This window comes from Nocardioides cavernae, from assembly GCF_013410035.1.
GTDB lineage: Bacteria > Actinomycetota > Actinomycetes > Propionibacteriales > Nocardioidaceae > Nocardioides > Nocardioides cavernae_A.
The window spans coordinates 22,016-43,638 of sequence record NZ_JACCBW010000006.1; the positions used below are offsets into that span (position 1 = coordinate 22,016).

Annotated in this window: 11 protein-coding genes and 2 pseudogenes; 5 read left to right on the forward strand and 8 right to left on the reverse strand. The window is 74.8% G+C overall.

Annotation, left to right across the window (positions count from 1 at the left end):
• Window positions 1-54: 54 nt before the first annotated feature.
• On the forward strand, window positions 55-2,013 hold the full coding sequence (locus F4692_RS19305; RefSeq protein ID WP_179621369.1) for an Ig-like domain-containing protein: 1,959 nt from the start codon (window positions 55-57) through the stop codon (window positions 2,011-2,013).
• A gap of 177 nt (window positions 2,014-2,190) precedes the next feature.
• Window positions 2,191-3,009: a class I SAM-dependent methyltransferase gene (locus F4692_RS19310; protein WP_179621370.1), complete on the forward strand. Its 819-nt coding sequence runs from the start codon at window positions 2,191-2,193 to the stop codon at window positions 3,007-3,009.
• Here the strand turns inward: F4692_RS19310 and F4692_RS19315 are convergent.
• Genes F4692_RS19315 through F4692_RS19325 form a run of 3 tightly spaced genes read right to left on the reverse strand, consistent with a single transcriptional unit; the run spans window position 2,947 to window position 7,348 of the window.
• Window positions 2,947-5,196 (reverse strand): transglutaminase domain-containing protein, encoded by a 2,250-nt coding sequence (locus F4692_RS19315; protein ID WP_179621371.1) that lies wholly within the window; start codon window positions 5,194-5,196, stop codon window positions 2,947-2,949. The two genes, F4692_RS19310 and F4692_RS19315, sit on opposite strands and share 63 nt — an antisense overlap.
• Window positions 5,193-6,374 (reverse strand): DUF58 domain-containing protein, encoded by a 1,182-nt coding sequence (locus tag F4692_RS21435; protein WP_179621372.1) that lies wholly within the window; start codon window positions 6,372-6,374, stop codon window positions 5,193-5,195. Before F4692_RS21435 ends, F4692_RS19315 begins: the two co-directional genes overlap by 4 nt.
• Window positions 6,371-7,348: an AAA family ATPase gene (locus F4692_RS19325; protein ID WP_179621373.1), complete on the reverse strand. Its 978-nt coding sequence runs from the start codon at window positions 7,346-7,348 to the stop codon at window positions 6,371-6,373. The genes F4692_RS21435 and F4692_RS19325 overlap by 4 nt, the downstream gene beginning before the upstream one ends.
• Window positions 7,349-7,467: 119 nt before the next feature.
• Between F4692_RS19325 and F4692_RS19330 the strand changes: the two genes are divergently transcribed.
• Window positions 7,468-8,742, forward strand: a complete 1,275-nt coding sequence (locus tag F4692_RS19330) for an SGNH/GDSL hydrolase family protein (RefSeq protein ID WP_179621374.1) — start codon at window positions 7,468-7,470, stop codon at window positions 8,740-8,742.
• Between the two features lie 34 nt (window positions 8,743-8,776).
• Here F4692_RS19330 and pgfA read toward each other — a convergent pair whose 3' ends face one another.
• Both pgfA and F4692_RS19340 read right to left on the reverse strand, forming a co-directional pair.
• On the reverse strand, window positions 8,777-9,757 hold the full coding sequence (pgfA, locus tag F4692_RS19335; RefSeq protein ID WP_179621375.1) for a cell envelope lipid trafficking protein PgfA: 981 nt from the start codon (window positions 9,755-9,757) through the stop codon (window positions 8,777-8,779).
• Between the two features lie 104 nt (window positions 9,758-9,861).
• On the reverse strand, window positions 9,862-10,587 hold the full coding sequence (locus F4692_RS19340; protein WP_179621376.1) for a class I SAM-dependent methyltransferase: 726 nt from the start codon (window positions 10,585-10,587) through the stop codon (window positions 9,862-9,864).
• A gap of 48 nt (window positions 10,588-10,635) precedes the next feature.
• Between F4692_RS19340 and F4692_RS21440 the strand changes: the two genes are divergently transcribed.
• Window positions 10,636-11,922 (forward strand): acyltransferase family protein, encoded by a 1,287-nt coding sequence (locus tag F4692_RS21440; protein ID WP_257030086.1) that lies wholly within the window; start codon window positions 10,636-10,638, stop codon window positions 11,920-11,922.
• Between the two features lie 779 nt (window positions 11,923-12,701).
• On the opposite strand, the pseudogene F4692_RS21445 reads toward F4692_RS21440, so the two are convergent.
• Window positions 12,702-15,992, reverse strand: a pseudogene (locus F4692_RS21445) (DUF3367 domain-containing protein); the annotation flags it as partial.
• Window positions 15,911-16,663 (reverse strand): class I SAM-dependent methyltransferase, encoded by a 753-nt coding sequence (locus F4692_RS19350; protein WP_179621378.1) that lies wholly within the window; start codon window positions 16,661-16,663, stop codon window positions 15,911-15,913. The gene F4692_RS19350 and the pseudogene F4692_RS21445, both read right to left, overlap by 82 nt.
• A 62-nt stretch (window positions 16,664-16,725) precedes the next feature.
• Here F4692_RS19350 and F4692_RS21450 point away from each other — a divergent pair, with 62 nt between their 5' ends.
• Window positions 16,726-18,021, forward strand: a complete 1,296-nt coding sequence (locus tag F4692_RS21450) for an acyltransferase family protein (protein ID WP_308645386.1) — start codon at window positions 16,726-16,728, stop codon at window positions 18,019-18,021.
• 509 nt (window positions 18,022-18,530) lie between these two features.
• Here F4692_RS21450 and F4692_RS21975 read toward each other — a convergent pair.
• Window positions 18,531-21,605 (reverse strand): annotated as a pseudogene (locus F4692_RS21975) (alpha-(1->3)-arabinofuranosyltransferase domain-containing protein); the annotation flags it as partial.
• Between the last annotated feature and the right edge of the window lie 18 nt (window positions 21,606-21,623).

Sequence of the window (21,623 nt, forward strand, 5' to 3'; positions counted from 1 at the left end):
CGTCTCGTGCACGTCCCGTGCACCACGAGGCACATCACCACAGGGGGTTCGTCGATGAACACGCACACGAGTCGGCCGTGGGGCCGGTTCTCCAGGGGGGCGGCCGCAGGCCTCGCCCTCGTCCTGCCGGCCTCGGTGCTCGGCCTCGCCCAGGCGCCGGCGTCCGCCGCGCCCGTCCCGACCACCGCCACCGCGTCGACGGCAGCCAGCCTGCTGGCCGTCGACGTCGTCGGCATCACGCTCCCGGCACCGATCGGGGGCATCAGCGCGGCGTCGGTCGACGTCGCCCCCACGACGGGCTCGCTGTCCGGTGGGTCACCCCGCGTGACGGCAGCAGCGTCCAACCTCGGCGCGGACGCGGTCGGCATCGACCTGTCCGGCCTGCTGTCGAGCGCCCAGCAGAGCGCGCCGCCGGACAACACCGCGGCGACGACGCAGCAGCTCGGCAGCCTGCCCGCGGCCCCGCTCCTCACCGCGGGGATCTCCACGTCGACCGCCCACGCGCGCCTCGACGCCGCTGGCAGCTGTCCCGCGCCGGGGGCTCCGCTGAGCAGCTCGCGCACCACCACCACCGACCCGTCCGTGCTCCAGCTCCCCGGCGTCGGCGCCCTCGTCGAGCTCCCCGGCACCGTGCAGACCCAGCAGTCGGTGAGTCTGGAGAGCACCGGCGGTCCGGACGACGCCCGCCGGGTCGTCGCCGCGACCTCCAGCGACCTCGCCGACCTGTCGCTGTTCGGCTCCGTGTCGGTCGAGGTCAGCAGCCAGCCGACCCTGACCGCCGCGGCCTCGGGCCAGCCGGGCGGGGCCACGGTCACCTACAGCCAGCCGGTCGTGACGATCGACGCCCCGGGCGCCCCCGGGTCGCCGTTCGTCCTCGACGGTGCCAACGACGTGGCCACGTTCGCCCTCCCGGAGAACCCGCTCCTCACCGTCTCGCTCTCCCTCGGCACGCTGACCTCGACGACGTCCCCGGACGGCACCAGCGCGTCGGGCGAGACGGCACTGCTCGACCTGCGCCTCGGCACGACGCCGCTCGGCCCGCTCGGCGGACTGACGGTCGCCGACGTCGCCGTCGTGCCGCTCTCGGCCGCGGCCGGCGCCCCGCAGGGTGGCGTCTCCTGCGGCAACGGTCCCGAGACCGGCCCGGTCGCCGGGCCGGACATCACCTCGCCCACCGCGGGCCAGGTCGTCAGCGACACGACGCCCGCAGTCACCGGCACCGGCCAGCCCGGCGCCACCGTGACCGTCACCGAGGGCGGCACCGTCCTCTGCCGCACGACGGTCACCCAGGGCGGCACCTGGTCGTGCTCGCCCACCACGCCGCTCACCGCGGGACCGCACACCGTGACGGCCACGCAGTCGGGCAACGGCAGCGGTGCGGACTCGGTGACGTTCACCGTCGTCCCCGACCCGAACGACCCCGACGGTGACGGGCTGACCAACGCCGAGGAGACGACGCAGGGCACCGACCCCACCAACCCGGACACCGACGGCGACGGCCTCACCGACGGCGCCGAGGTCAACACCCACGGCACCGACCCCACCGACCCGGACACCGACGGTGACGGCCTCACCGACGGCCAGGAGGTCAACGGCGTCACGATCAAGCAGCGCTTCGAGGTCTGCGGCAAGAAGGCCCGCACGTCCATCCGGGTCACGACCAACCCGCTCGCCAAGGACACCGACAAGGACGGCCTGAGCGACGGCAAGGAGGTCAAGGGCTACAAGATCAAGCAGCGGGTCAAGACGCGCAAGGGCAGCTTCGTCATCGGCCGGACCCGGTCCAACCCGACGAAGAAGGACACCGACCGCGACGGCCTCAAGGACAAGGTCGAGGTCACCGGCAAGGCCAACAAGCGGTACGGCAAGGCCAAGACCGACCCCACGAAGTGCGACACCGACAAGGGTGGCGTGAGCGACGGCGCGGAGGTCCGGGCGAAGGCCAACCCGGCCGACTACCGCTCCGGCCCGCGCAACCCGCGCGGCCGCACCGGCCGGGCGTCGATCGGATGACCGGCTGATCGCCACCGGCTGATCGGCACCGGCTGATCGGCACCGGCTGATCGGCACCGGCTGATCGTCACCGGCTGATCGTCCGACCTGCCCGCTGAGCCCTCCCCCAGGTGCCGGCGTACCGGAGCCCCACGCCCGGTGCGCCGGCACCGTCACGTCCGGGGCTACGCTCCCGGCGTGGAGGATCACCAGCCGCAGTCGGTCCGCGTCGAGCGCCGACCGGTCTCCGAGCGGGAGTCCCGTCGGGCCAACGGCCCGGACTGGGACCGCTACGCCGACGAGTACCAGGCGACCCACGGCGCATTCCTCGGCGACGCCGGGTTCGTGTGGGGCCCCGAGGGCCACACCGAGGACGAGCTGCGCGTGCTGGGCGACGTCACCGGGCTCGACGTGCTCGAGGTCGGCAGTGGTGCCGGCCAGTGCTCGCGCTGGGTGCGCACGCACGGCGGGCGGGGCATCGGCCTCGACCTCTCCCACCGCCAGCTGCAGCACTCCCTGCGCCTCGACGCCGAGACCGGGGTCGCCGTGCCGTCGGTCCGCGCGACCGCCACCGCCCTGCCGTTCGCGTCGGGCAGCTTCGACGTCGTCTTCTGCTCGTTCGGTGCGCTCCAGTTCGTCAGCGAGATCGACACGGCGGTGGCGGAGACGGCCCGGGTGCTGCGCCCGGGCGGTCGCTTCGCGTTCTCCGTCACCCACCCGACCCGCTGGATGTTCCCCGACGACCCGGGTGAGCCCGGTCTGACGGCGACCCAGTCCTACTGGGACCGCACCCCCTACGTCGAGGTCGACGACGCGACGGGAGTCGTGTCCTACGTCGAGCACCACCGCACCCTGGGTGACTGGGTGCGGCTGCTCGCCGGGCACCGCTTCCGTCTCACCGACCTCGTCGAGCCGGAGTGGCCCGCCGACCACGACCGCGTGTGGGGCGGCTGGTCACGCACGCGTGGCGTACTGACGCCGGGCACCGCCATCTTCGTGGCGCACCTCCCGGACTGAGGCGGGCGAGCGGCGCCGCGCCCAGCCGGCCACCAGCGAGGCGGGGTTGACGCGCGACCACCACCTGCGTCGGCGGCTCGCCGCCGCGAGCAGCTCGGCGCGCAGCTCCTGGCACGCCTGCCAGTAGTCGTCGGCGTCGTCGTCAGGCCGCCCGGGGGCGAAGACGGCCGCGTCCGCGCGCCGCGCGAGCTCGGTCCCTGCGCCCAGCAGGCCCGCCTGGGCGACGCGGCTCCAGGACTCCGGCACGGGCGTGCCACGATCACGCGCCGTGTCGAGCACCTCCTGCCAGCCGTTGACGTAGATCGCGGTCCACGACGACGCGCGTCGGCGCCAGCGACGTCGTACGAGCTTGGCGGGCGCCACGAGCAGGAGCAGGGCGAGGACCACGACGCCGAGCACGAGCACGGCCCGCAGGACGTCCGCGGCGGCCGCCGGGTCCGTCTCGTCCTCCTCGGTCGGCTCGTCCTGACCACGACGCGGAGGACGCTCGTCGGAGTCGGGCGTGCCCAGGCCCCCGCCGTCGTCCGCGCGGTCGAGCAGGTCGGCGACGAACCTCCCGGGGTCGTCGCCGCCGGGGTCGTCCTGCTCCTCGCGGACGAGCTCGGCGCCGACGTACCTCCGCGGCTCGAGCGTGCGCCACGTGCCGTCGGCCAGCTGCAGCTCGACCCACACCCCGACGTCCTGCGCGCGCACGACGCCGCGCGGGCCGGGGACCGCCCCGGTGACGACCCGGCCCGGGACCCCGAGGCGCGAGGCACCGAGTGCCATCAGCGCGGCGTACTGGAACGGCGTCCCGGTCATCGTGCGCGAGCCGAGCATGTTCGTGCCCAGGTCGTCGGGCCCCTGCAGGGACTCGCCGCTGAACCTGGTCGCCCCGCGGGTCCGGAGGTAGCGCGCCAGGAGCAGCACACGTCCGAGGGGCGCGACGTCCGCGCGCTCGAAGGGCGCGAGGTGGTCGTCGAGGAACTCCCCCGCGGGCTGGCGCTGGTCGGCGGCCGCCACGGCTGCCTCGTCGCCCCTCGCGAGGTCGTCGGGGAGCAGCTCGGCGGTGAACGTGTAGTCGTCGCGCGGGTCCACCCCTCCGACCACGAGGGCGCTGGACGTGGCGAGGTTGTAGCGGACGTCGTCGAGCTGCGTACGCCCGTCGAACTCCTCGAGGTCGAGGCTGGTGAGCGCGCCGAGCAGCGGGAGCCAGTCGCCGGTGTAACCGCCCAGCATCTCCACCCGGACCTCGACGGACGTGCCGACGTAGGGCGCGGTCACCTCCTGCCCGATGCGCTTGAAGGTGCCGTAGCCGTCGCTGCCCGGCGTGACGTCCGCCGGCGCCCAGAGGAAGCCGTCGTAGCTGTCGAGGACGGCGAGCCGCAGCCGGCGGCCCTCGGGGACGCCGGTCACGCGGAAGAGCGGGCGCCGGGCCGCGCCCTGCTCGGGCAGGACGGAGCCCGCCGCACCCGCGACGAGGTCGCTGTTGCCGTCGCCGCGCAGCAGCACCCGGTCCGACTCGTCGCGGTCCGGCATCGCGACGCTCGTCGCGGACGAGACCAGGCCCACGATCACCACCGCTGCCGCGGTCCGTCCTGCGGCGCCGCGGGCCGCGGTGCCGGGCGCCGACTCGCGCCGGGTCCCGCGTGCGGACACCCAGACGACGAGCAGCAGGGCGAAGAGGATCCCCCGCGGGACCAGGTAGGCCGGGACCAGGACCCCGAGCGGGATCGCTCCGGCCATCGTGAGCACGAGGGGCACCGCCGGAGCGACAGGACTGCGTGTCCCGAGTGCGAGCCACGCCGCGAAGCCCACGCCGAAGTAGCCGAGGACGAACGGCACGAGCATCACCTGACCGGCCGTGTCGACGGGTGGGGCGGTGCTCACCAGCACGGACGGCGCACGCGTCAGGTCGCCCATCACCTCGGCCATCGTGTCGAGCGTGGGGACGACGTAGGGCCCGGGGCGGCCCAGCGCGAAGATCGCGGCCAGCGGGGCGAACGCGACGACCGCACCGAGCGCGTACCACCAGACGCCCTCGTCGAGGTGCCGCGTCATCAGCGCGAGCACGACGAGTCCCACCCCGGGGACCAGGCCGACGACGAGATAGCTCCGGTCGGCGAACGTGTCGTCGAGCACGGAGAGCGCGATCGCGACCAGCAGCAGCACGGCCGAGACGTCGAGGGCCGTCCCGCGGCGGGTCATCGGCGGTCCTGGGACAGCAGCGCGTCGAGCAGCGCCAGGTCGGGGACGACCACCTCGCGCACCGACTCCCCCACCCGCACGTCGGGATCGGCCGCCGTCGCGGCGCGGACGACGATGCGCTCGGCACCTCGCCCGAAGGACTGGGCGGCGGCCTCGAGCGCGGCAGCGTCCCGGCGCTCGCCGGTCACGTGCACCACCAGGCCGCTCGCCCCGACGGACTCCGCCGCGGTGGCCGCCAGGACGACGTAGTGGTCGGGACCCCGCACGACCCGGCACGCGGCGTCGGTCAGCTCCACCAGGTTGCGCCCGCGTACGACGTGGGGCCCGAAGGCGACGTAGGTGTCGAGGTCGTCGCGGGCCGCCCGCAACGCTATCGAGAGCGCGATCGCCACGGCGAGCTCGAAGTCCTGCGGTGTCGCGTGGCTCGTGCGCGCGTCGTCGAGCAGGATCGTGACGTGGCCGTGCCTCGTCTCGTGGTACTGGCGCACGAGCAGCTCCCCGGCCTTCGCCGACGAGCGCCAGTGGACGTGGCGGAGGTCGTCACCCGGCACGTACTCGCGCAGGGCGTGGAAGGCCAGGTCGCTCATCGACAGCTGCTGGCTGGCCGCGCCGTCGAGGTCGTTGGTGAGGCCGCTGGCCAGCACGGACAGGTCCGTCACCCGGGGAGCGACGAGCAGCTCGCGCCGCGGTCCCACGACGAGCTGGCGGGCCACCATCCCCAGCGGGTCGCTCCGGTCGTAGAGCACCGGTCCCACGGCGTGCGCGCCGCGGGGCAGGTCGGGCAGGGTGACGGTCTCGACGTGGTGGGCGAAGGGCGCGAGGAAGGGCAGCCGCACCGACACGCTGCGCTCGCCGACGGGGATCGTGATCTCGGGGAAGAGCAGGGGCATCGCGCCGCCGTCGACGCGCACGGTCACCGCGGCGGGCTCACCGCCGACCGTCGTCCGCGTGGGGTGCAGCGTCAGCTCGGCCGTCGGGCGCGCGGGTGGGAGCTGCCACAGCAGGGCGAGGGCGACGAGGGCCAGGGCGACGACGCCGAGCTGGGTGAACTCCTGCCAGTGCAGCTGCGACGCCAGCGCGACGACGACGAGCCCGAGGACCAGCGTGGCGCGACCGACCGGCGTGAGGATCCGCAGCGGCGCCGCCAGGCGGGAGACGACTCCCGGTCGACCGGTCACGCGCGATCTCGTGGCACCGGGACCTGCTCGAGCAGGCGGTCGACGACGTCGGCGGCCGTGACGCCACCGAACGCCGCACCCGAGGCCATGAGCAGGCGGTGCGCGAGGACGGGGCGCGCCAGGACCGCGACGTCCTCGGGCACGACGTGCCCGCGGCCCTGGGCCAGCGCCCAGGCCTTGGCGGTGCGGATCCAGGCGAGCGCGCCGCGGGTGGACAGGCCGATCCGGACGTCGGGGACCTCCCGGGAGGCCTCCGCGAGGCGTCGCACGTAGGCGATGATCGTCGGGTCCACGTGGACCAGATCGGCGAGCCGGCCCATCTGGGTGATCTCGTCGGCGTCGACGACCGGGGTCAGGCCGGCCGCACGGTCGCGGACCTGCGACTGCGCGAGGAGCGCCTCGGTGGCGGCGGCGTCGGGGTGCCCCACCTCGGTCCGCATGAGGAAGCGGTCGAGCTGCGCCTCGGGGAGCTGGTAGGTGCCGGCCTGCTCGACCGGGTTCTGGGTGGCGATCACCATGAAGGGGCGTCCGACGTCGTGCGTACGGCCGTCGACCGTGACGTGGCCCTCCTCCATCACCTCCAGCAGCGCCGACTGGGTCTTGGGCGAGGCGCGGTTGATCTCGTCGGCCAGCACCACGCTGTGGAAGATCGGGCCCGGGTGGAAGGAGAACTCCCCGTGCGCCTGGTCGTAGACGGTCACGCCGGTGACGTCGGAGGGCAGCAGGTCGGGGGTGAACTGGATCCGCGCGAACGTGCAGTCCAGCGACCTCGCCAGCGACCTCGCCAGCATCGTCTTGCCCGTGCCCGGCAGGTCCTCGAGCAGCAGGTGGCCCCCGGACACGAGGCAGGTCAGCGCCAGGCGGACGACGTGGCGCTTGCCGAGGACGGCCGCCTCCACGTTGTCCACGACCCGGTCGAAGGTGCCGGCGTACCACCGGACGTCGTCGGGGTGGATGGTGACGGTGTCAGTCATGCGGCAGCGGAACCTTCGCTCGGTGGTCAGCGCGCCAATCTAGCCCACCGCCGCCGGCGTCACGCCCCTTTGCGGCGAACCCCCACGGGGCATCGGTCGCGTCGTACGCTACGCCGGTGATGTCGCGCCGCCCCACCGTCGGCGCAGGTCGGCGGACCGGCGTCGCGGTGCTCGGCGCGGGCGCCGCCGCCGTGCTGTGGTCGGGCGTGGTCGTCCCGCTCGTCCCGCCCGTGTCCGCGACGGACGACCGCGACGCGGCCCCCTCGTCCGCGCGCTCCGGAGACGCCTCGGACCGTGACGGCGACGGCCTCCCGGACGCGGTCGAGCTGGGTGCCACCGCGGTGCGGACCCCCTCGCTCGCGCCGCTCACGACCGCCCTGGCCCGGCGGTCGGTCGAGCCGGTGCGGCTGCTGTTCCTCGGCTCGTCGACGACCTTCGGTGTCGGCGCCACCAGCATCGGCGCGCGGTACGTCGACCGGTTCGTCGCCCGCACGAGGGCGGAGTTCCCCGTTGCGGGCCAGCGCGACGCGGCGGTCCGCGACCTCCAGCGCAGTGCCGACCACCCGGCTCCCGCCCCCGGCGTGCAGGGCATCAACGGTGCCGCCGGAGGGTCGACGGCCGCGACCTACCTGAGTGACGCCCACGCGTACGGCGTGGGGATCGTCCAACCCACGTGCGTGGTGCACATGATCGGGTCCAACGACTCGGTGGCCCAGGTCCCCGTCGCCACCTACCGCGCCCAGGTCGAGGCCGCCATCGACCGCATCGACGCCGTGGTCGACGATCCGCCGTGCCACGTGCTCCTCCAGCCCGTCCGCCGCTACCAGGTCGGGGTCGAGGCGTGGAACGCCTACCGCGACGCGCTCCGCGAGGTCGCGTCGTCGCGTCCCCGCGTGACGTTCGTCGACGTCGGCGGCGCGTTCGAGGCGCGCGACGCGCTGGGCGCGGACCCGGAGGACCTGATCGGTCCGGACGCCGTGCACCCCACCGACCGGGGGCACGCGTTGATCGCCGAGACGCTGTTCGTCGCGCTCGGCCTGACGCCTCAGGGGTTGGGCACGGGCACCGCTCCGGACCGCGCGGACACCGACCGCGACGGCATCAGCGATCGCCGCGAGCTCCGGACGTACGTCGTCCGGGCCGACGTGCGCCCGTGCACCGGCCGCGCCGTGCGCCGGCTGCGGACCGGGTCCCTGCCGTTCGTCGCGGACACCGACGGCGACGGACTGTCCGACGGTCGCGAGCTCCGCGGCTACCGACTCGACGACGGGCGGGTCGTGCGCAGCGACCCGGCGGACGCCGACACCGACGGCGACAGGGCCTCGGACCGCAGGGAGTCGGTGTCGAGGAACGGCGACCCGCTCACCTGCGCACGACGACGACCGACGGGCTGATGCCCGTCGGCCGTCGTCTCGCCTCGTGCCTGCTTCAGAGCTTGGGCTTCAGGCTCGGCTCCTGCCGGCGGTTGCGCAGCAGCAGGACCAGTCCGGCCGCCAGGAGGATCAGGCCCAGGATGGCGCCGCCGATCGGGACCCAGATGCGGATCGCCTTGAGCTGGGTCGCCAGCGCGGAGTAGGTCTCGGCGTTGTCCTTGATGGTCTCGGGGTTGTAGCCGATGGTGACGTCGGTGAGCGTCGCCACCTGCTCGCCCTCGTACTCGGCGACGGTCAGCTGGTCCTCCTGGCCGCGGATGATGACGCCGGTCTCCGGCTCGATCCACAGCGTCCGGGTGTTGCCGTAGACGCGGTCGAGGGTGACGTCGCCGTCCTCGTCGATGCCGAAGAAGGACGCCGGCGCCGTGATGTCGCCGATGTCGCTCGGGGGGATCGTCTGCTCGAACCGGTAGGTCTCGAGTCCCTCGATGGTCTCGGTGCCCTTGAAGTCGATGTCGACCGCCTCGCCGAGCGAGCCGTCCCAGAACTGGTAGGTCTTCTGCTCGGTCTGGAACGGGAACTTGAAGTAGAGGCCCTTGAACGCGATGGTGTCGCGGATCTCCTCGCCCCGGTCGTCCGAGGAGGTGCTGGTGAAGGTGTCGCAGCAGGCGACGGCCTCGCCCGTGTGCCGGTCGAACGCGACGCGGTCGTGGGTGCCGGAGCGCGGCGGGTTGTCGGCGTCGACGACCGCACCGGGCTCGTCGGTGTAGACCAGCGTCTCCCAGACCGCGATGTCGCGGCCGAGCTCGTCGCTGGCCTCCTCCGAGGCCTCGACGTCGCCGACGACGTTGCGGGTCGACACGAGGTCGACGGTGATCTCCTGCTGGCTGGCGATGTCGAAGATCGTCGCGCCCGGACCCTCCGACACCGACACGGTGTCCTGGTCGAGCGGGACGACCGCGAGACGGTCGTACGCGTAGAAGCGCGCGAGCAGCGCGACCCCGAGCACGAAGACGCCCAGCCCCGTCAGGGTCACTCCCAATTTCCTACCCACGTGCGCTCTCCTTGTGTTCACCATCACGCGACGCGCGAACGTTACCAGTCAGTCACCTCGTCGGCACCCGTCTTGACCGGACCGCGTCACGGCGCGTCGAACTCGGCCACCACGACGGCGTGCGCGGTGTAGAGGAGACGGTCGTAGGGCGTCTCCCACACGTCCTCGACGGGCACCTCGCGCCAGGTGTTGCGGGTCTCCTCGCGCAGCAGCGCCCGCAGTCGCCGCGGGGCGAGGGCGCCCGATCGCAGCCGGTCGTCCAGCGCCCGGTTGTAGCCGACGGGGTGGGTCACCCAGAGCAGGCCGCCCGGCGCGACGTGGGCGCGCAGGCGCTCGATCGCCCGCACCGGCTTGTCCGGGTCGAGGACGTCCTCGTCCAGCCCGACGTGCTCCAGCGTCGAGATCGCCAGCACCAGGTCGAAGGTGCGCCCGAGGTCGAGGTCAGCGACGTCCAGGTTGAGCACGCCCGGCGCCTGCTCGTACTTGTCGACGACGACGTGCGCGTCCGCCCCGTAGTGGTGCAGCACGTTGCCCGCCTCGAGCACGCTCGCCCCCGGGTGCCGTCGGAGCAGGTCGTGGGCCAGCGCGACCTCGACGGCCCGCTCGTTGAGCCAGGTGTAGTGGTAGTCGTGCACGAAGTAGGGCAGGCGCCGGCCGTCCCACTCGAACGTCCCGTGGTCCCGGCCGCGGGTGGGACGCCCGGTCACCCAGGCCGCCAGCCACCACAGGCAGGAGCGCAGGACGGCGACGGGACCCCGCTGGCGCGACACGGACACGGCACGGGAGGACACGGCGCGGAGACGTCGCAGCATGCGCGAACAGTAGTGCCGGCCCGTGGTGCGCGTGCGAGACTCGCCCCCATGCCTCGCCCAGCCGGTCCGGGACCCGCGGTGGACTTCCCCGTCCTGGACTCCCTGCGGGCCGTGGCGGCGATCGCCGTCCTCGCCACCCATGCCGCGTTCTGGTCCGGGGCGTACTCGCACCACGTGTGGGGCACGCCCCTGGCGCGGCTGGACGTCGGCGTAGCGGTCTTCTTCGTGCTCTCGGGCTTCCTGCTGTCCCGGCCGTGGCTCGCGCGCCACCGGGCCGGGTCGGCGCCTCCGTCGGCCGCGCGCTACCTGTGGAGGCGAGCGTTGCGGCTGGTCCCGGTCTACGTCGTGACGGTCGTCGGCGCCATGACCCTGCTCCCCGGCAACCGCGGTGCGAGCCTCGGCGACTGGGTCAGCACCCTGCTCCTCGCCGACATCTACGTCGACGACCGCCTGCCCGACGGGCTGACGCAGATGTGGAGCCTCTCCACCGAAGTCGCGTTCTACCTCGCCCTCCCCGCACTGATGTGGCTGGCGCTGTCCCGGCGCCGCGGCTGGGGGTCGGGACGCGACCGCCTCCCGGTCGTGGTCGTGGCGATGGCCGCGGTCACCGTCGTGTGGCTCCTCGACCTGTCCGTGCGGCTCGACCAGGGCGGATCGATGATCCGCCTCTGGCTGCCGTCCTACCTGGTGTGGTTCGCCGTCGGCATCGTGCTGGCGGCGTGCGACGTGGCGCTCCGCGGTCCCCGAGGCGGTGACGGGTGGCCCGGGTGGGAGCGCCTGGCCGCCGTCGTCGGCGAGATGGGCCGCTCCCCCGGGCTGTGCTGGGTCGCGGCCGCTGCCCTCTTCGCGATCGCTGCGACCCCGGTCGCCGGCCCGCCCGACCTCACCCCGCCCACCCTCGGGGCGGCCCTGACCAAGAACCTGCTGTACGCCGCCATCGCCGGCCTGGTCATCCTGCCGGGGGTGTTCGCGCGGCCCGACGGCCTGTTCGCGCGGGTGCTGTCGTCGCCGGTCCTGCGGCACGTGGGGCACCTGTCCTACGGCATCTTCTGCGTGCACCTGGTGCTGCTGGAGCTCGTCGCCGACTGGCGGGACATGCCGTTGTTCGCCGGCAACGGGCTCGAGCTGTTCGCGCTGACGCTGCTGCTCTCGCTGGCCGTGTCAGAGGTGCTTCACCGCTGCGTGGAGCGACCCGCGCTGCGCCTGCGCGACCTGGGCAGGCGTACGTCGACGTCGGCGACGACGAGCGCCCCGACCGCCAGCGCCGCCAGCAGCTGGGGGGCCGCGAGCGCCCCCGCCCAACCGTCGGCGGACCCGAGCGGTCGCCACCAGTAGACGAGACCGGCCGCGACCACCGGGAGGCCCGCCAGCCAGGCGACGGTGGGCGCCGGCACCCGTGCACGGGCGGCGACGGTGGCAGCGGCCGCGAGCACGCCGCACCCCAGCCCCCACCAGCCCCACACCAGGCCCAGGGCCAGGAGCCCTGCGCCGGGGACGATCCACGCAGGGATCCGCTCCGCGACGGCCGGGAGCCGTGCCCTCGAGCGCCGGCCGCCGAGGAGGGCGCCCGCGGCCAGCCCGACCAGCAGCACCGCCCCCGCCCCGAGCGCCGTCCGGTAGACGGTGTCCGGTCCGTAGCGGACGTCGAAGGTGGTGCTGTCGGCGGGCACCTGCCAGCCCTGCCGCCACCCGTCGACCACGACCGGGGGGACCCGCGAGCCGTCCGGCAGCGCGGCTTCCCACCCGGGGTTCGTGTTCTGCGGCAGCCCGACGACCTGCGCCCCGTCGTCCTCGACCTCGACCGTCGCCGACACCGGTGAGCGGGTGTCGACCTCCGCCGGGGACGCCTGGCTCGCGACGGTCTCCCCCGGCAGCGAGAACGACACCGTGGTCGGCCGGAACGCCGGCGCCGGGGTGGCCACCACGCGGGTGCTGCCCGCGGTCAGGTCAGCGGTCTCCGGACCACAGGCCCGGGCGGTGAGCTCGTCGCCGTCGAAGAGCTGGCGTCGCGAGGCGAGCACGCTCGAGGCGAACAGCTCGTCGCCGACCCTCAGCGTGGGACCGAACCCGCAGCCGATGTCGATCGGCACGTCGGACAGCTCGATGGGCAGCAGTCCCACCCCGGCGAGCCGCACCTCGCTCACGCCCACGCCCAGGGGCGTCAGCGCACCGTCGGCGGACCGGCTCTCCGTCGGCCGTGCGTCGAGCACGTGCACCTCGACGCTGCTGGTCCGGAACGGGGTCACGTCCGCCCGGCCGGCGCGGTCCAGCCGGACGACCTGACGCCCGCCCGGGTGCACGAGCTCGACGCGCGTCGGACGGGAGGCGGGCGCCTGCTCGTCGACCGCGAGGCGGATGCCCCGGACCGTCCGCTCGCCGATCCAGCTGAGGGTGAGGGTCGGGTCGGGGTCGTCGTCCTCCGCGACCCAGGTGGTGCCCGGGGCGCCGTCGATCGCGGCGACGGCCGATCCCCGGGCGTCGCCCGCGGCGGTGGTCGATGCGCTCACGTTGACGAGCTGGTCACGCAGCACGAGTCCCGTGAGTGCGTCGCTCGCCACGGGACGGACGCCGAGGGCGACCGCGTACGGCGCGCCCTGCCCCAGGGTGACGGTCCGGTCGATGACGCCGCCGTCCTCGTCGGGGCGGGACCTGCCGGCCGCGCATCGCACGTCGTCCCCGACCCGCACGCAGGCCTCCCGGGCGGGGCCGGACGAGAGCAGGACGTGGTCGGGCGCACCCCATGCCGCCGGGACCTCCGGCAGGACCATCGTCCGGTCGACGTCGAGACCGTCGACCCGGACCTCGGCGATCGCGAGCTCGCGCGCCTCGCCCGGTGCCGGCGCGGCGGTGATCCTGATCCAGGACGTACGCCCCTCCGGCACGGGCACGACGACCGCGTCCCCCGCCGGCGCCCGGACCGCCGGCGAGACGCCGGCCTCGGTCTCCACGCTGATGGTGGGCGTCGCCGCGTCCCCGAGGTCACCCGAGACCACGGTGACCTCGCTCGGCTCGAGCGGCTCCTCGAGGTCGACCTGCAGCCACGGGTCCTCACCGCCGCGCGGTGCGCCGGACTCCCACTGGGTCTCGACCCGACCGTCGAACGCGGCGTACGGCAGGGTCTCCGGCTGCACCGGACCGCCGTTGTCGGCGTAGGCGAGGGAGCCGGAGGCCTCCACCGAGCGGGCCCCGAGGATCTGTGCGGTGGTCTCCCACTCCTCGTCAGCCGCGCGGACGTAGTCGCGCGCGGGCGCGCCCCTGCGGCTGTCGTCGTCGGCGGCGAGCGTGGCCGACCGGGCGTCGTGCACCCGCGCGAAGGTCGTCTCGACCCGGCGCAGGCCGTCGGTCAGGAGCAGCCGACCGGTCGGTCCCTCGGGCGCGTCGGCCGCGAGCACGGCGGGCTCGTCGCCCAGCAGGCCGGCGTCGAGCAGGTCGAGCACGCTCTCCGGCCCGCCGACGACGACGGGGGGCTCGGTGGTGGCGGTCGCGCCCTGCACGTCGGAGACCCGGTAGACCTCGACCGCGGGGTAGGAGGTGTGCCAGCCGTCGTCGGCCACCACCGGGTCGGCCTCGTCGTCCTCGACGCGCACCGGACCCCCGACGTCCGGGCCGAACTCCGCCACCTTGTCGATGCCGGGCGAGCCCTCCAGCGCCTGGTGCACCAGCACCGGGAGCGGCACGTCGTCGGAGGGTCGCAGGTCGTTGCGCACGACGAGCAGTCTGACGCCCGCGCGGCCGAGGTAGGAGCCGAGCCCGGGAGATGCCAGCCCGGCGGACAGGCGCCGCTCCACGGCGTCGAGCATGCGGATGTTGCCGGGCGGTGCCAGCGGCACGGCGTTGCGCACCGCCCAGCCCGCGACGCCGTACGACTGCACCGGCTCGTCCTCGGGCATCCCCCACAGGTAGGTCGCGAAGCTGGATCCCGGCACCAGCAGGGCCGTCCCGCGCCCGGGATCGTCGACGCCCTCCTCCTCCAGCCAGGACACCGCCCGCTCCCAGTAGGTCGGCACCGCCGCGAAGTCCTGGGCCGGTGCGAGCCGTCCGGCGAGCGCGGGCGACGCCACCCCCGCGACGGCGACCGTCCCCAGCACGAGCAGGCCGACACCGGCCACCCGCTGTCCGTCCGCGAGCCGTTCGCGGAGGGTGGAGCCGCGCGCCGCCGACGCAGCCGCGGCGCTGGCCGCGCCGAGCGCATGGGCCGTCGCGAGCACCAGCGGCAGCCGGACGACGGGCTCGAACTTGTGGACGTTGCGCAGCGGCGCGAGCATGCCGTCGAGCAGGCCCCGCTCCCCGGCGGCGAACCATCCGTGGACGGCCCCCGAGTGCCCCAGCGACACCAGGGCGACGCCCGCCAGGAGGCCCAGGACGAGGAAACGCCGGTGGGGGTTGCTGCGCAGGCTCGACCCGACCAGGCCCAGGACCAGCAGCACGGCGCCGTTGATCGCGACGTAGCCGGTGGAGACGAGGTCGTTGCCGGCCCGCCACGTCGCATCGACGTACGGCACCCAGTGCGACGTGCCGCGCAGCACGTCGACGGGGGTGGTCGGGAACGTCGTCACCGACGCGGTCTCGATGAAGTCGAGGAACGGCGGGCTGTAGCCGCCGAGCAGGAACAGCGGCACCAGCCACCAGAGCGTGCCGACGGCGACCAAGGCGGGCCACCACGTCATCAGCGCGCGTCGCCGGGGCCCGGGTGCGCGGGTGAGGAGCCAGATGGCGCCGAGCGGCAGCACGGCGGAGGTCGCGGCCGCGTTCACACCGCCGACGGCCGCGACCGCCAGTGCGGACAGGGCCGCCGCCCGTCGCGGCGATCCCGCGCGGGACCCGAGCACCAGCGGCACGAGCACCCACGGGGCCAGCGCCATCGGCCAGGCCTCGATCGAGATGGGCCCCAGCGTGGTGAGGATGCGCGGGGACAGGGCGTAGGCCAGCCCTGCCACCACCCGACTCGTCGGCGACCCGAGGCCGAGAGCCGCGCAGAGCTTCACCACCCCGAGGAACGCGACGACGAGGAGGAGCGACCACCACGCGCGTTGCACGACCCACGCCGGGACGGACAGGAGGTCGCCGAGCCAGAAGAAGGGCCCCATCGGGAAGAAGTAGCCGTAGGCCTGGTTCTGCACCTGCCCGAAGCCCCCGGTGGGGTCCCACATGTGCAGGGCGCGGGAGAGCATCCCGCCGGGGTCGGCCACCAGGTCGAACTTGGTGTCGCTGACGATGCGACCCGGCCGCTGGCAGAACGCGAGCGCGGCCAGCAGCAGGCAGCACACCACGAGCCGGAAGCGCCAGGTGACCCGCGACGGCTGCGGGTGTGCGTGCACGCCGCTCACCGTCGGCGCAGCACGATGACCAGGTTCCAGGTGATCACCTCGCGCAGCAGCGGCACCGAGGACAGCCACCTGGCCCACCCGGGGTTGTAGCGCGGCACCACGTCGAGCACGTCGGCGCCCGTCTGCGTGCTCGCCCACGCGCGGCCGGCTCGCACGGTGACCGCGAACAGGGACTCGCCGAACCGGTTCTTCGGCTCGTGCCCGTGCCGCCGCAGGTAGCGCCTGCGCGCCCGGCGGCCGCCGAGGTAGTGCCACGGCGAGGTCTCGTGCCCTCCCCACGGGCCGAACCAGACCGTGTAGGAGATGAACACGAGTCCACCGGGCCGCGTGACCCGCACCATCTCGTCGGCCATCCGCCACGGGTCGCTGACGTGCTCGAGGACGTTGGAGGAGTAGCAGAGGTCGAAGGTACCGTCGGCGAACGGGAGCTGCATGCCGCTCCCCACCACTGTGCGGGCCGAGATGTCGCCGAGCCCGGACAGCTCGCCGACGTCGGCGTCCAACGCGAAGTAGGTCGCGCTCGCACCCTCGAACGCGTCGCGAAAGTAGCCGGGGCCGCCGCCGACGTCGAGCATCCGGCTCCCCGGGAGCGGCTGGTAGCGCGACACGTGCCCGACCGCGTCCGCCGCGAGCTCGCCGTAGAAGCGGTCGGGGTCGGTCTGCTCGACCCGGAACGCCCGGAACAGCCGTACGGAGCGGCGCAACGTGGGAGCCCAGGCCGTCGAAGCGGACGAGGACTGCTGCGGCACGCGGCGACTGTAGCCGATGAGGACGCCCCGACCGGGCGTGACCGCGTGATCTAATCGCCACCGTGGCAGCCAGCACGACCGTGACGTGGGAGGACGCTCCCGGCGACGAGGACCCGGCCCGGCGCGCCGCCCAGATCGCCAGCCTCACGGGGCTGCGCGGGTTCGCGGCGCTCATGGTGGTGCTCATCCACACGTCCGTCCTCACCGAGTTCTCGTGGCTCGGGGTGCCGGAGTACGGGCCCGTCAGCCTCTTCGTGCTGTCGGGCTTCCTCCTCTACCGCCCCTGGGCCCGGTGGGGCATGCGCACCGGGTCGCGCCCGGACGTCCTCGACTTCGCTCGACGCAGGCTGCTCAGGATCTTCCCCGCCTACCTCGTGGTCCTCCTCGTCGTGTCAGTCGTCTACGCCGACGACCGGCCCGAGGGCGCCCGCGAGTGGTTCCAGGCCGCCTCCCTGACGTGGATCTACACGACCCAGGACAGCGTGCGGAACTCGCTCTTCCAGACCTGGAGCCTCGCGACGGAGCTCTCCTGGTACGTGGCGCTGCCGATCATGGGCGGGGTCGCCGCGCTCGCCGCGCGCCGGATGGACCCGCGCACCGGGCTGCGGGTGACGGCCGCGCTGCTGTGCCTGTCCGTGCCCATCTCCTTCGGTTACCGACGCTGGGTCGAGACGGAGGGGCTCGAGGACTACCTGACCTACACCTTGTGGTTGCCCGCGTTCCTGTTCTGCTTCGCCGCGGGCGCGATGGTCACGCTCCTCCTCGAGGGTGAGCGCGCCCGTCTCGTCCGGTTGACCGCCCTGCGGCGGGTCTGCGAGGACCGATGGGCCCTGCTCGTGCTCGCGGTGGCGGTCGCACTGGTCGGGACGTCCTCGGTGGCCGGCCCGGACGGTTTCGCCGACATCGCCTACGGCGAGCAACAGCTCCGGGTGTCGTGCGCCGCGGTCGTGGCGGTCCTGCTGCTCCTCGTCGCCGTCTTCGGACCACCCTCCGGGCCCGTCAACCGCGTCCTCAGCGCGCCGTGGTCGAACGCGATCGGTCGCTGGTCGTACGGCATCTACCTCTGGCACCTGCCGGTGGTCGTCGTGCTGGAGCGCGACCTCACCTTCACCGACGGCCTCGGCGGGCTGCTGTGGCGCCTGGCGATGGTGCTCGCCGTGTCGGTGCCCCTCGGCGCCGCGACCTACGCCTGGGTGGAGCGCCCGACGATGGCCTGGGCGCGGCGGCGCTACCCGAGCACGTCCCCGTCGCGGGGCCGACGTGTCCTCGACCCGCCCACGGCCGCGAGCAGCAGCACGGCCGACCAGCCGAGCGCCGCGACGGCCGACACCCAGCGCAGGCGCTCGCCCGAGGCGTAGCGCACGGTCACGTCGCCCGCTCCGGCCGGCACCTCCCAGGCCTGCGCCCACCCGTCGACCGTGAGGTCCTCGAGCCGCTGCCCGCCGGCCGTCGCCGTCCACCCGCGGCCCGCCGGCACGGACAGGACGAGCGTGGCGCGACCGTCGGTCCCGGTCGCGAGCGTGCTCGTGCGGGGTCGGGGGTCGATCACGCCGGCCGGGAGGCCGGGCGCGACGTCGTCCTGCACCGAGCCGTCCACCGTGCCGAGCGGGCCACCCGGCTCGGAGAGCACCAGCCCGAGCGGGATCCAGGAGAAGGACGCCTCCACGCCCACGCGCACCTCCCCCGCGCCGAGGCGTGGACGCTCGCACAGCGTGGCCGCCACGACCGAGGCCTCCACGACCTCGCGCGCCGAGACCTCGACGGCAGTCTCGTAGGTCCGCTCGCCCACGCTCACCTCGGGCCCGGAGCCGCACGGCAGCCGCACGACCCGGTCGGCGTCCCACGTGGTCGGTGGTCCGCCGACGACCTCGACCTCCGACACGGCCAACGGCACCGGGACCTCGCCGCCGGTGGCGGAGTCGACCGACAGCTGCGGCTCGACCTCGGCGAACGTCACCGAGAGGCGCCGGGTCCGCACCGGTGGGAACGTGACCGACCCGGTCTGGTCGATCTCGCCCGTGAACGACGTGCCGCGACCGCCCACCTCGACGACGACGTGGGTGGGCCGGGAGGAGAGCCGCCGCTGCGCCGTCACCACGCGGACGCCCGTCACCGTCGCGGGTCGTTCCCACGACAACTCCAGCGTCGGGGCCGGGTCGTCCGCGGCAGGGCGCCACGCGGTGCCGGGGTCGGCGTCGGCGGCCGCCTGGGGGCCGGCGACCAGGTCGGTGGAGGCCACGCTCGACCCCGTCGCGACGACCGAGGGCCGGGCCAGCTCGGCGGCGAGCCCGGTCGAGCTCTCGCTGTCCGCGGCCCGCGCCCAGACGCGGCCTGCCACCTCGACGGCGGACGGCACCTCGATCACCCGCGCCAGCGGTCCGACGTCCGGTCCGTCGACCGTGAGCCCGCCGTTGCACACCGTCTCGCTCGCAGCGGGGTCGTCCGCGCCACCGACCGGGTACGACGGCGCGCAGGTGGCGAGGCTCGGTGGCCTGCTGGCCAGCACCCAGGTCCCCGAACCGTCCCCGTCGACGGCCAGTGCCTCCTCGACCGCCAGGTCCGGCACGGTGAGCTCCGAGATGGAGAAGGTGCGGGTCGCGTCGGGCGCCCCGCTCGCCTCGGTGGCCACCACGCGCAGCCGCTCCGTGCGGTCGAGGGCCGCCAGGCTCACCGCACCGTCCGCCGGGACGTCGACCTCGGATCCCCCGGTGTCCGACTCCAGCCGCACCCGCGTCACCTGCGACGTCGAGAACATGCTGCGGACCACCTGCAGCGTCGCCCCGCTCAGGTCGGTGGGAGCGTCGAAGGTGACCTCCCACCACTCCCCGACCAGCGACCCGCGACGCGACTGCCACGCGGTGTAGGCGTTGCCGTCGACGGCAGCCGTCGGCACGGCCCCCGACCGGCGCTGCAGGCCGTCGAGGTCGGCGCGGGACGACGACGCGCGCACCGACCGGGCGCCGAGGAGGAGGCTGCTCGACGTGGGCTCGGGAGCCGCGCCGGGAGGGACCACCGTCGGCGTGGCGTCGCGTGGGAGCACCGGCCCCTGGCCGTCCCAGGCGACCCGCTGGTCGACGTCACGTCGTCGGGCGCTGTCCGAGAGCACGTCGGTCGTGCCGTCCTCGGCGCCAGCGAGGACGAGGGCGGAGCGGGCCGCGAGGCCGGCATCGGCCAGGTCGCCCACGACGTCCGCGTTGCCCGCCACCGTGAGCGCCGGGTCGTCGAGGACGGCCCCGTCGGCGGCCTCGTCGAGGGCCCAGACCTCGACGGTGCCCTGGCGGTCACGCACCCCGAGGTCCTCGATCGCAGCGGCGGCCGCCTCCGTCCCGGGCCCGAGGACCGCCACCCTCGTCGCGCCGGTCCGTGACAGTGCGAGCCGGGCGAGGGCGACCGGCTGCTCGCGATCGTTCGCGGCGCCGACGTCGTTGCGCAGCAGGACGTAGGAGACGCCCAGGTGCCGGAGCGAGGCGGCGGTCCCGGCACCGTCGTGTCCCCGGCCCAGACGGCCGAGGGCCCCGTCGAGCGCGGCGGTCGCACCCGGTGCCGACGGCGGCAGCGTGTCGCGGGCGATCCACGGCCGGTCCCGCAGCGCCGCCGACACCGCGTCGTCGAGTCGGCCGTCTGCCACGGCGGGCAGCACGAGCACCCGGCCGGGCGGCGCGGAGGCCGACCAGTCGGCCACCCCCGCCCACGTCCGCTGGTCGGGGCCGGTCACGCTCGGCTGCGACCGGGCCGCCAGGACGGGGCCGGCCGCGGAGGCGACGGCGACCGCGGCCAGCGCCGCCACGGCCGCGACCGTCTGTGCCGACCGGACGCCCGGCCGGGTCCACTGCGGGAGCCGCGTGGCGACGTGGTCCACCGCCGGTGTCCAGGCGAGGAGCGCGGCCAGGTTGACCAGCGCGACCACCACCAGCCACGGTGCGGGCACGCCGTCGGTCGCGGTCGCGGCCGAGGCGGGCACGGGGAGCAGGGAGGGCCACGCTCCCGGCGTGACGGCGAGCGCGACGGCGAGGGCCAGCAGCCCGGCCACGACCGCGCGGTCGCCGTCGACGCGCAGGACGAGGGCGGACACGGCGACGGCGAGCGGTGCGAGGAGGATTGCGGCCGCCACCCACGTCGCTCCGGGGAGGCCGAGCGCTGCCCCGACCACGCCGAGGTCCGGGTCGCGGGTCAGGAGGCCGCCCAGGTCGGTGGCGTACGACGCCTCCCAGACGTAGGCGGCGATCCACCACGCGGACGAGGCGGCCGCGGCGGCCGACCACGTCAGCAGGAGGCGCACCCCGCCGGGACGCCGGGACCCGGCTGCTGCCGCCACGAGACCCGCGGCCAGCGCGGCGAGCGCCCAGTGCGGGCTGCCGGCGCCCGCCAGCCCGAGCCACGCCGCGGACCGCACCGCCGCACGCCGCTCGACGCGGGTCCCGAGGAGGGGCGTGAGCACCCAGGGCACGACCGCGACGGCCAGGCCGTCCCCGGGTGCGTGCACGAGGGTGGCCACCAGGACCGGGCCGCAGGCCCAGATCGCCGCCCCCACCCACGGGGTCCAGGTCGGGTGCAGCTCCGGGTCAGGGTGCGGGCTCGTGCGGGCACGTGAGGCCCCGCCCGAGGCACGTCCCAGGCGTACGGCTCCGACGACGGCCAGCACCAGCACCGCCACGCACCACGCGGTGCGCCCGACCCCCGGGGTCAGGCCCAGCACGTCGGTCAGCCAGGAGAAGGCCGCGAGGGGGATGTCACGCAGGCCCTGCGCGGTCGCGTCACCGAGCGTGCCGGCGACGGTCCACCCGTCGGCGGCCTCGCGCAGCGCACGGCCCGGGTCCGCGGACACGCGGGCGTAGGCGCCCGTCGTCGGCTGCGTCGCCGTCACGCGCACGGCGACGGCCGCGACGAGGGCCGACACGACGAGGGTGCGGACACCGGTGACCCGCAACGCTGCTCCTCCCACTCGCCCGGGCGAAGGCCC

Excerpts from the sequence above, each read along its gene's own strand:
- F4692_RS19315 (WP_179621371.1), bottom strand. The coding sequence starts at position 5,196 with ATGACCCGCCGCGGGACGGCCCTCGACGTCTCGGCCGTGCTGCTGCTG.
- F4692_RS19325 (WP_179621373.1), bottom strand. The coding sequence starts at position 7,348 with ATGACTGACACCGTCACCATCCACCCCGACGACGTCCGGTGGTACGCC.
- F4692_RS21440 (WP_257030086.1), top strand. The coding sequence starts at position 10,636 with ATGCCTCGCCCAGCCGGTCCGGGACCCGCGGTGGACTTCCCCGTCCTG.
- F4692_RS19340 (WP_179621376.1), bottom strand. The coding sequence starts at position 10,587 with ATGCTGCGACGTCTCCGCGCCGTGTCCTCCCGTGCCGTGTCCGTGTCG.
- F4692_RS19330 (WP_179621374.1), top strand. The coding sequence starts at position 7,468 with ATGTCGCGCCGCCCCACCGTCGGCGCAGGTCGGCGGACCGGCGTCGCG.
- F4692_RS19305 (WP_179621369.1), top strand. The coding sequence starts at position 55 with ATGAACACGCACACGAGTCGGCCGTGGGGCCGGTTCTCCAGGGGGGCG.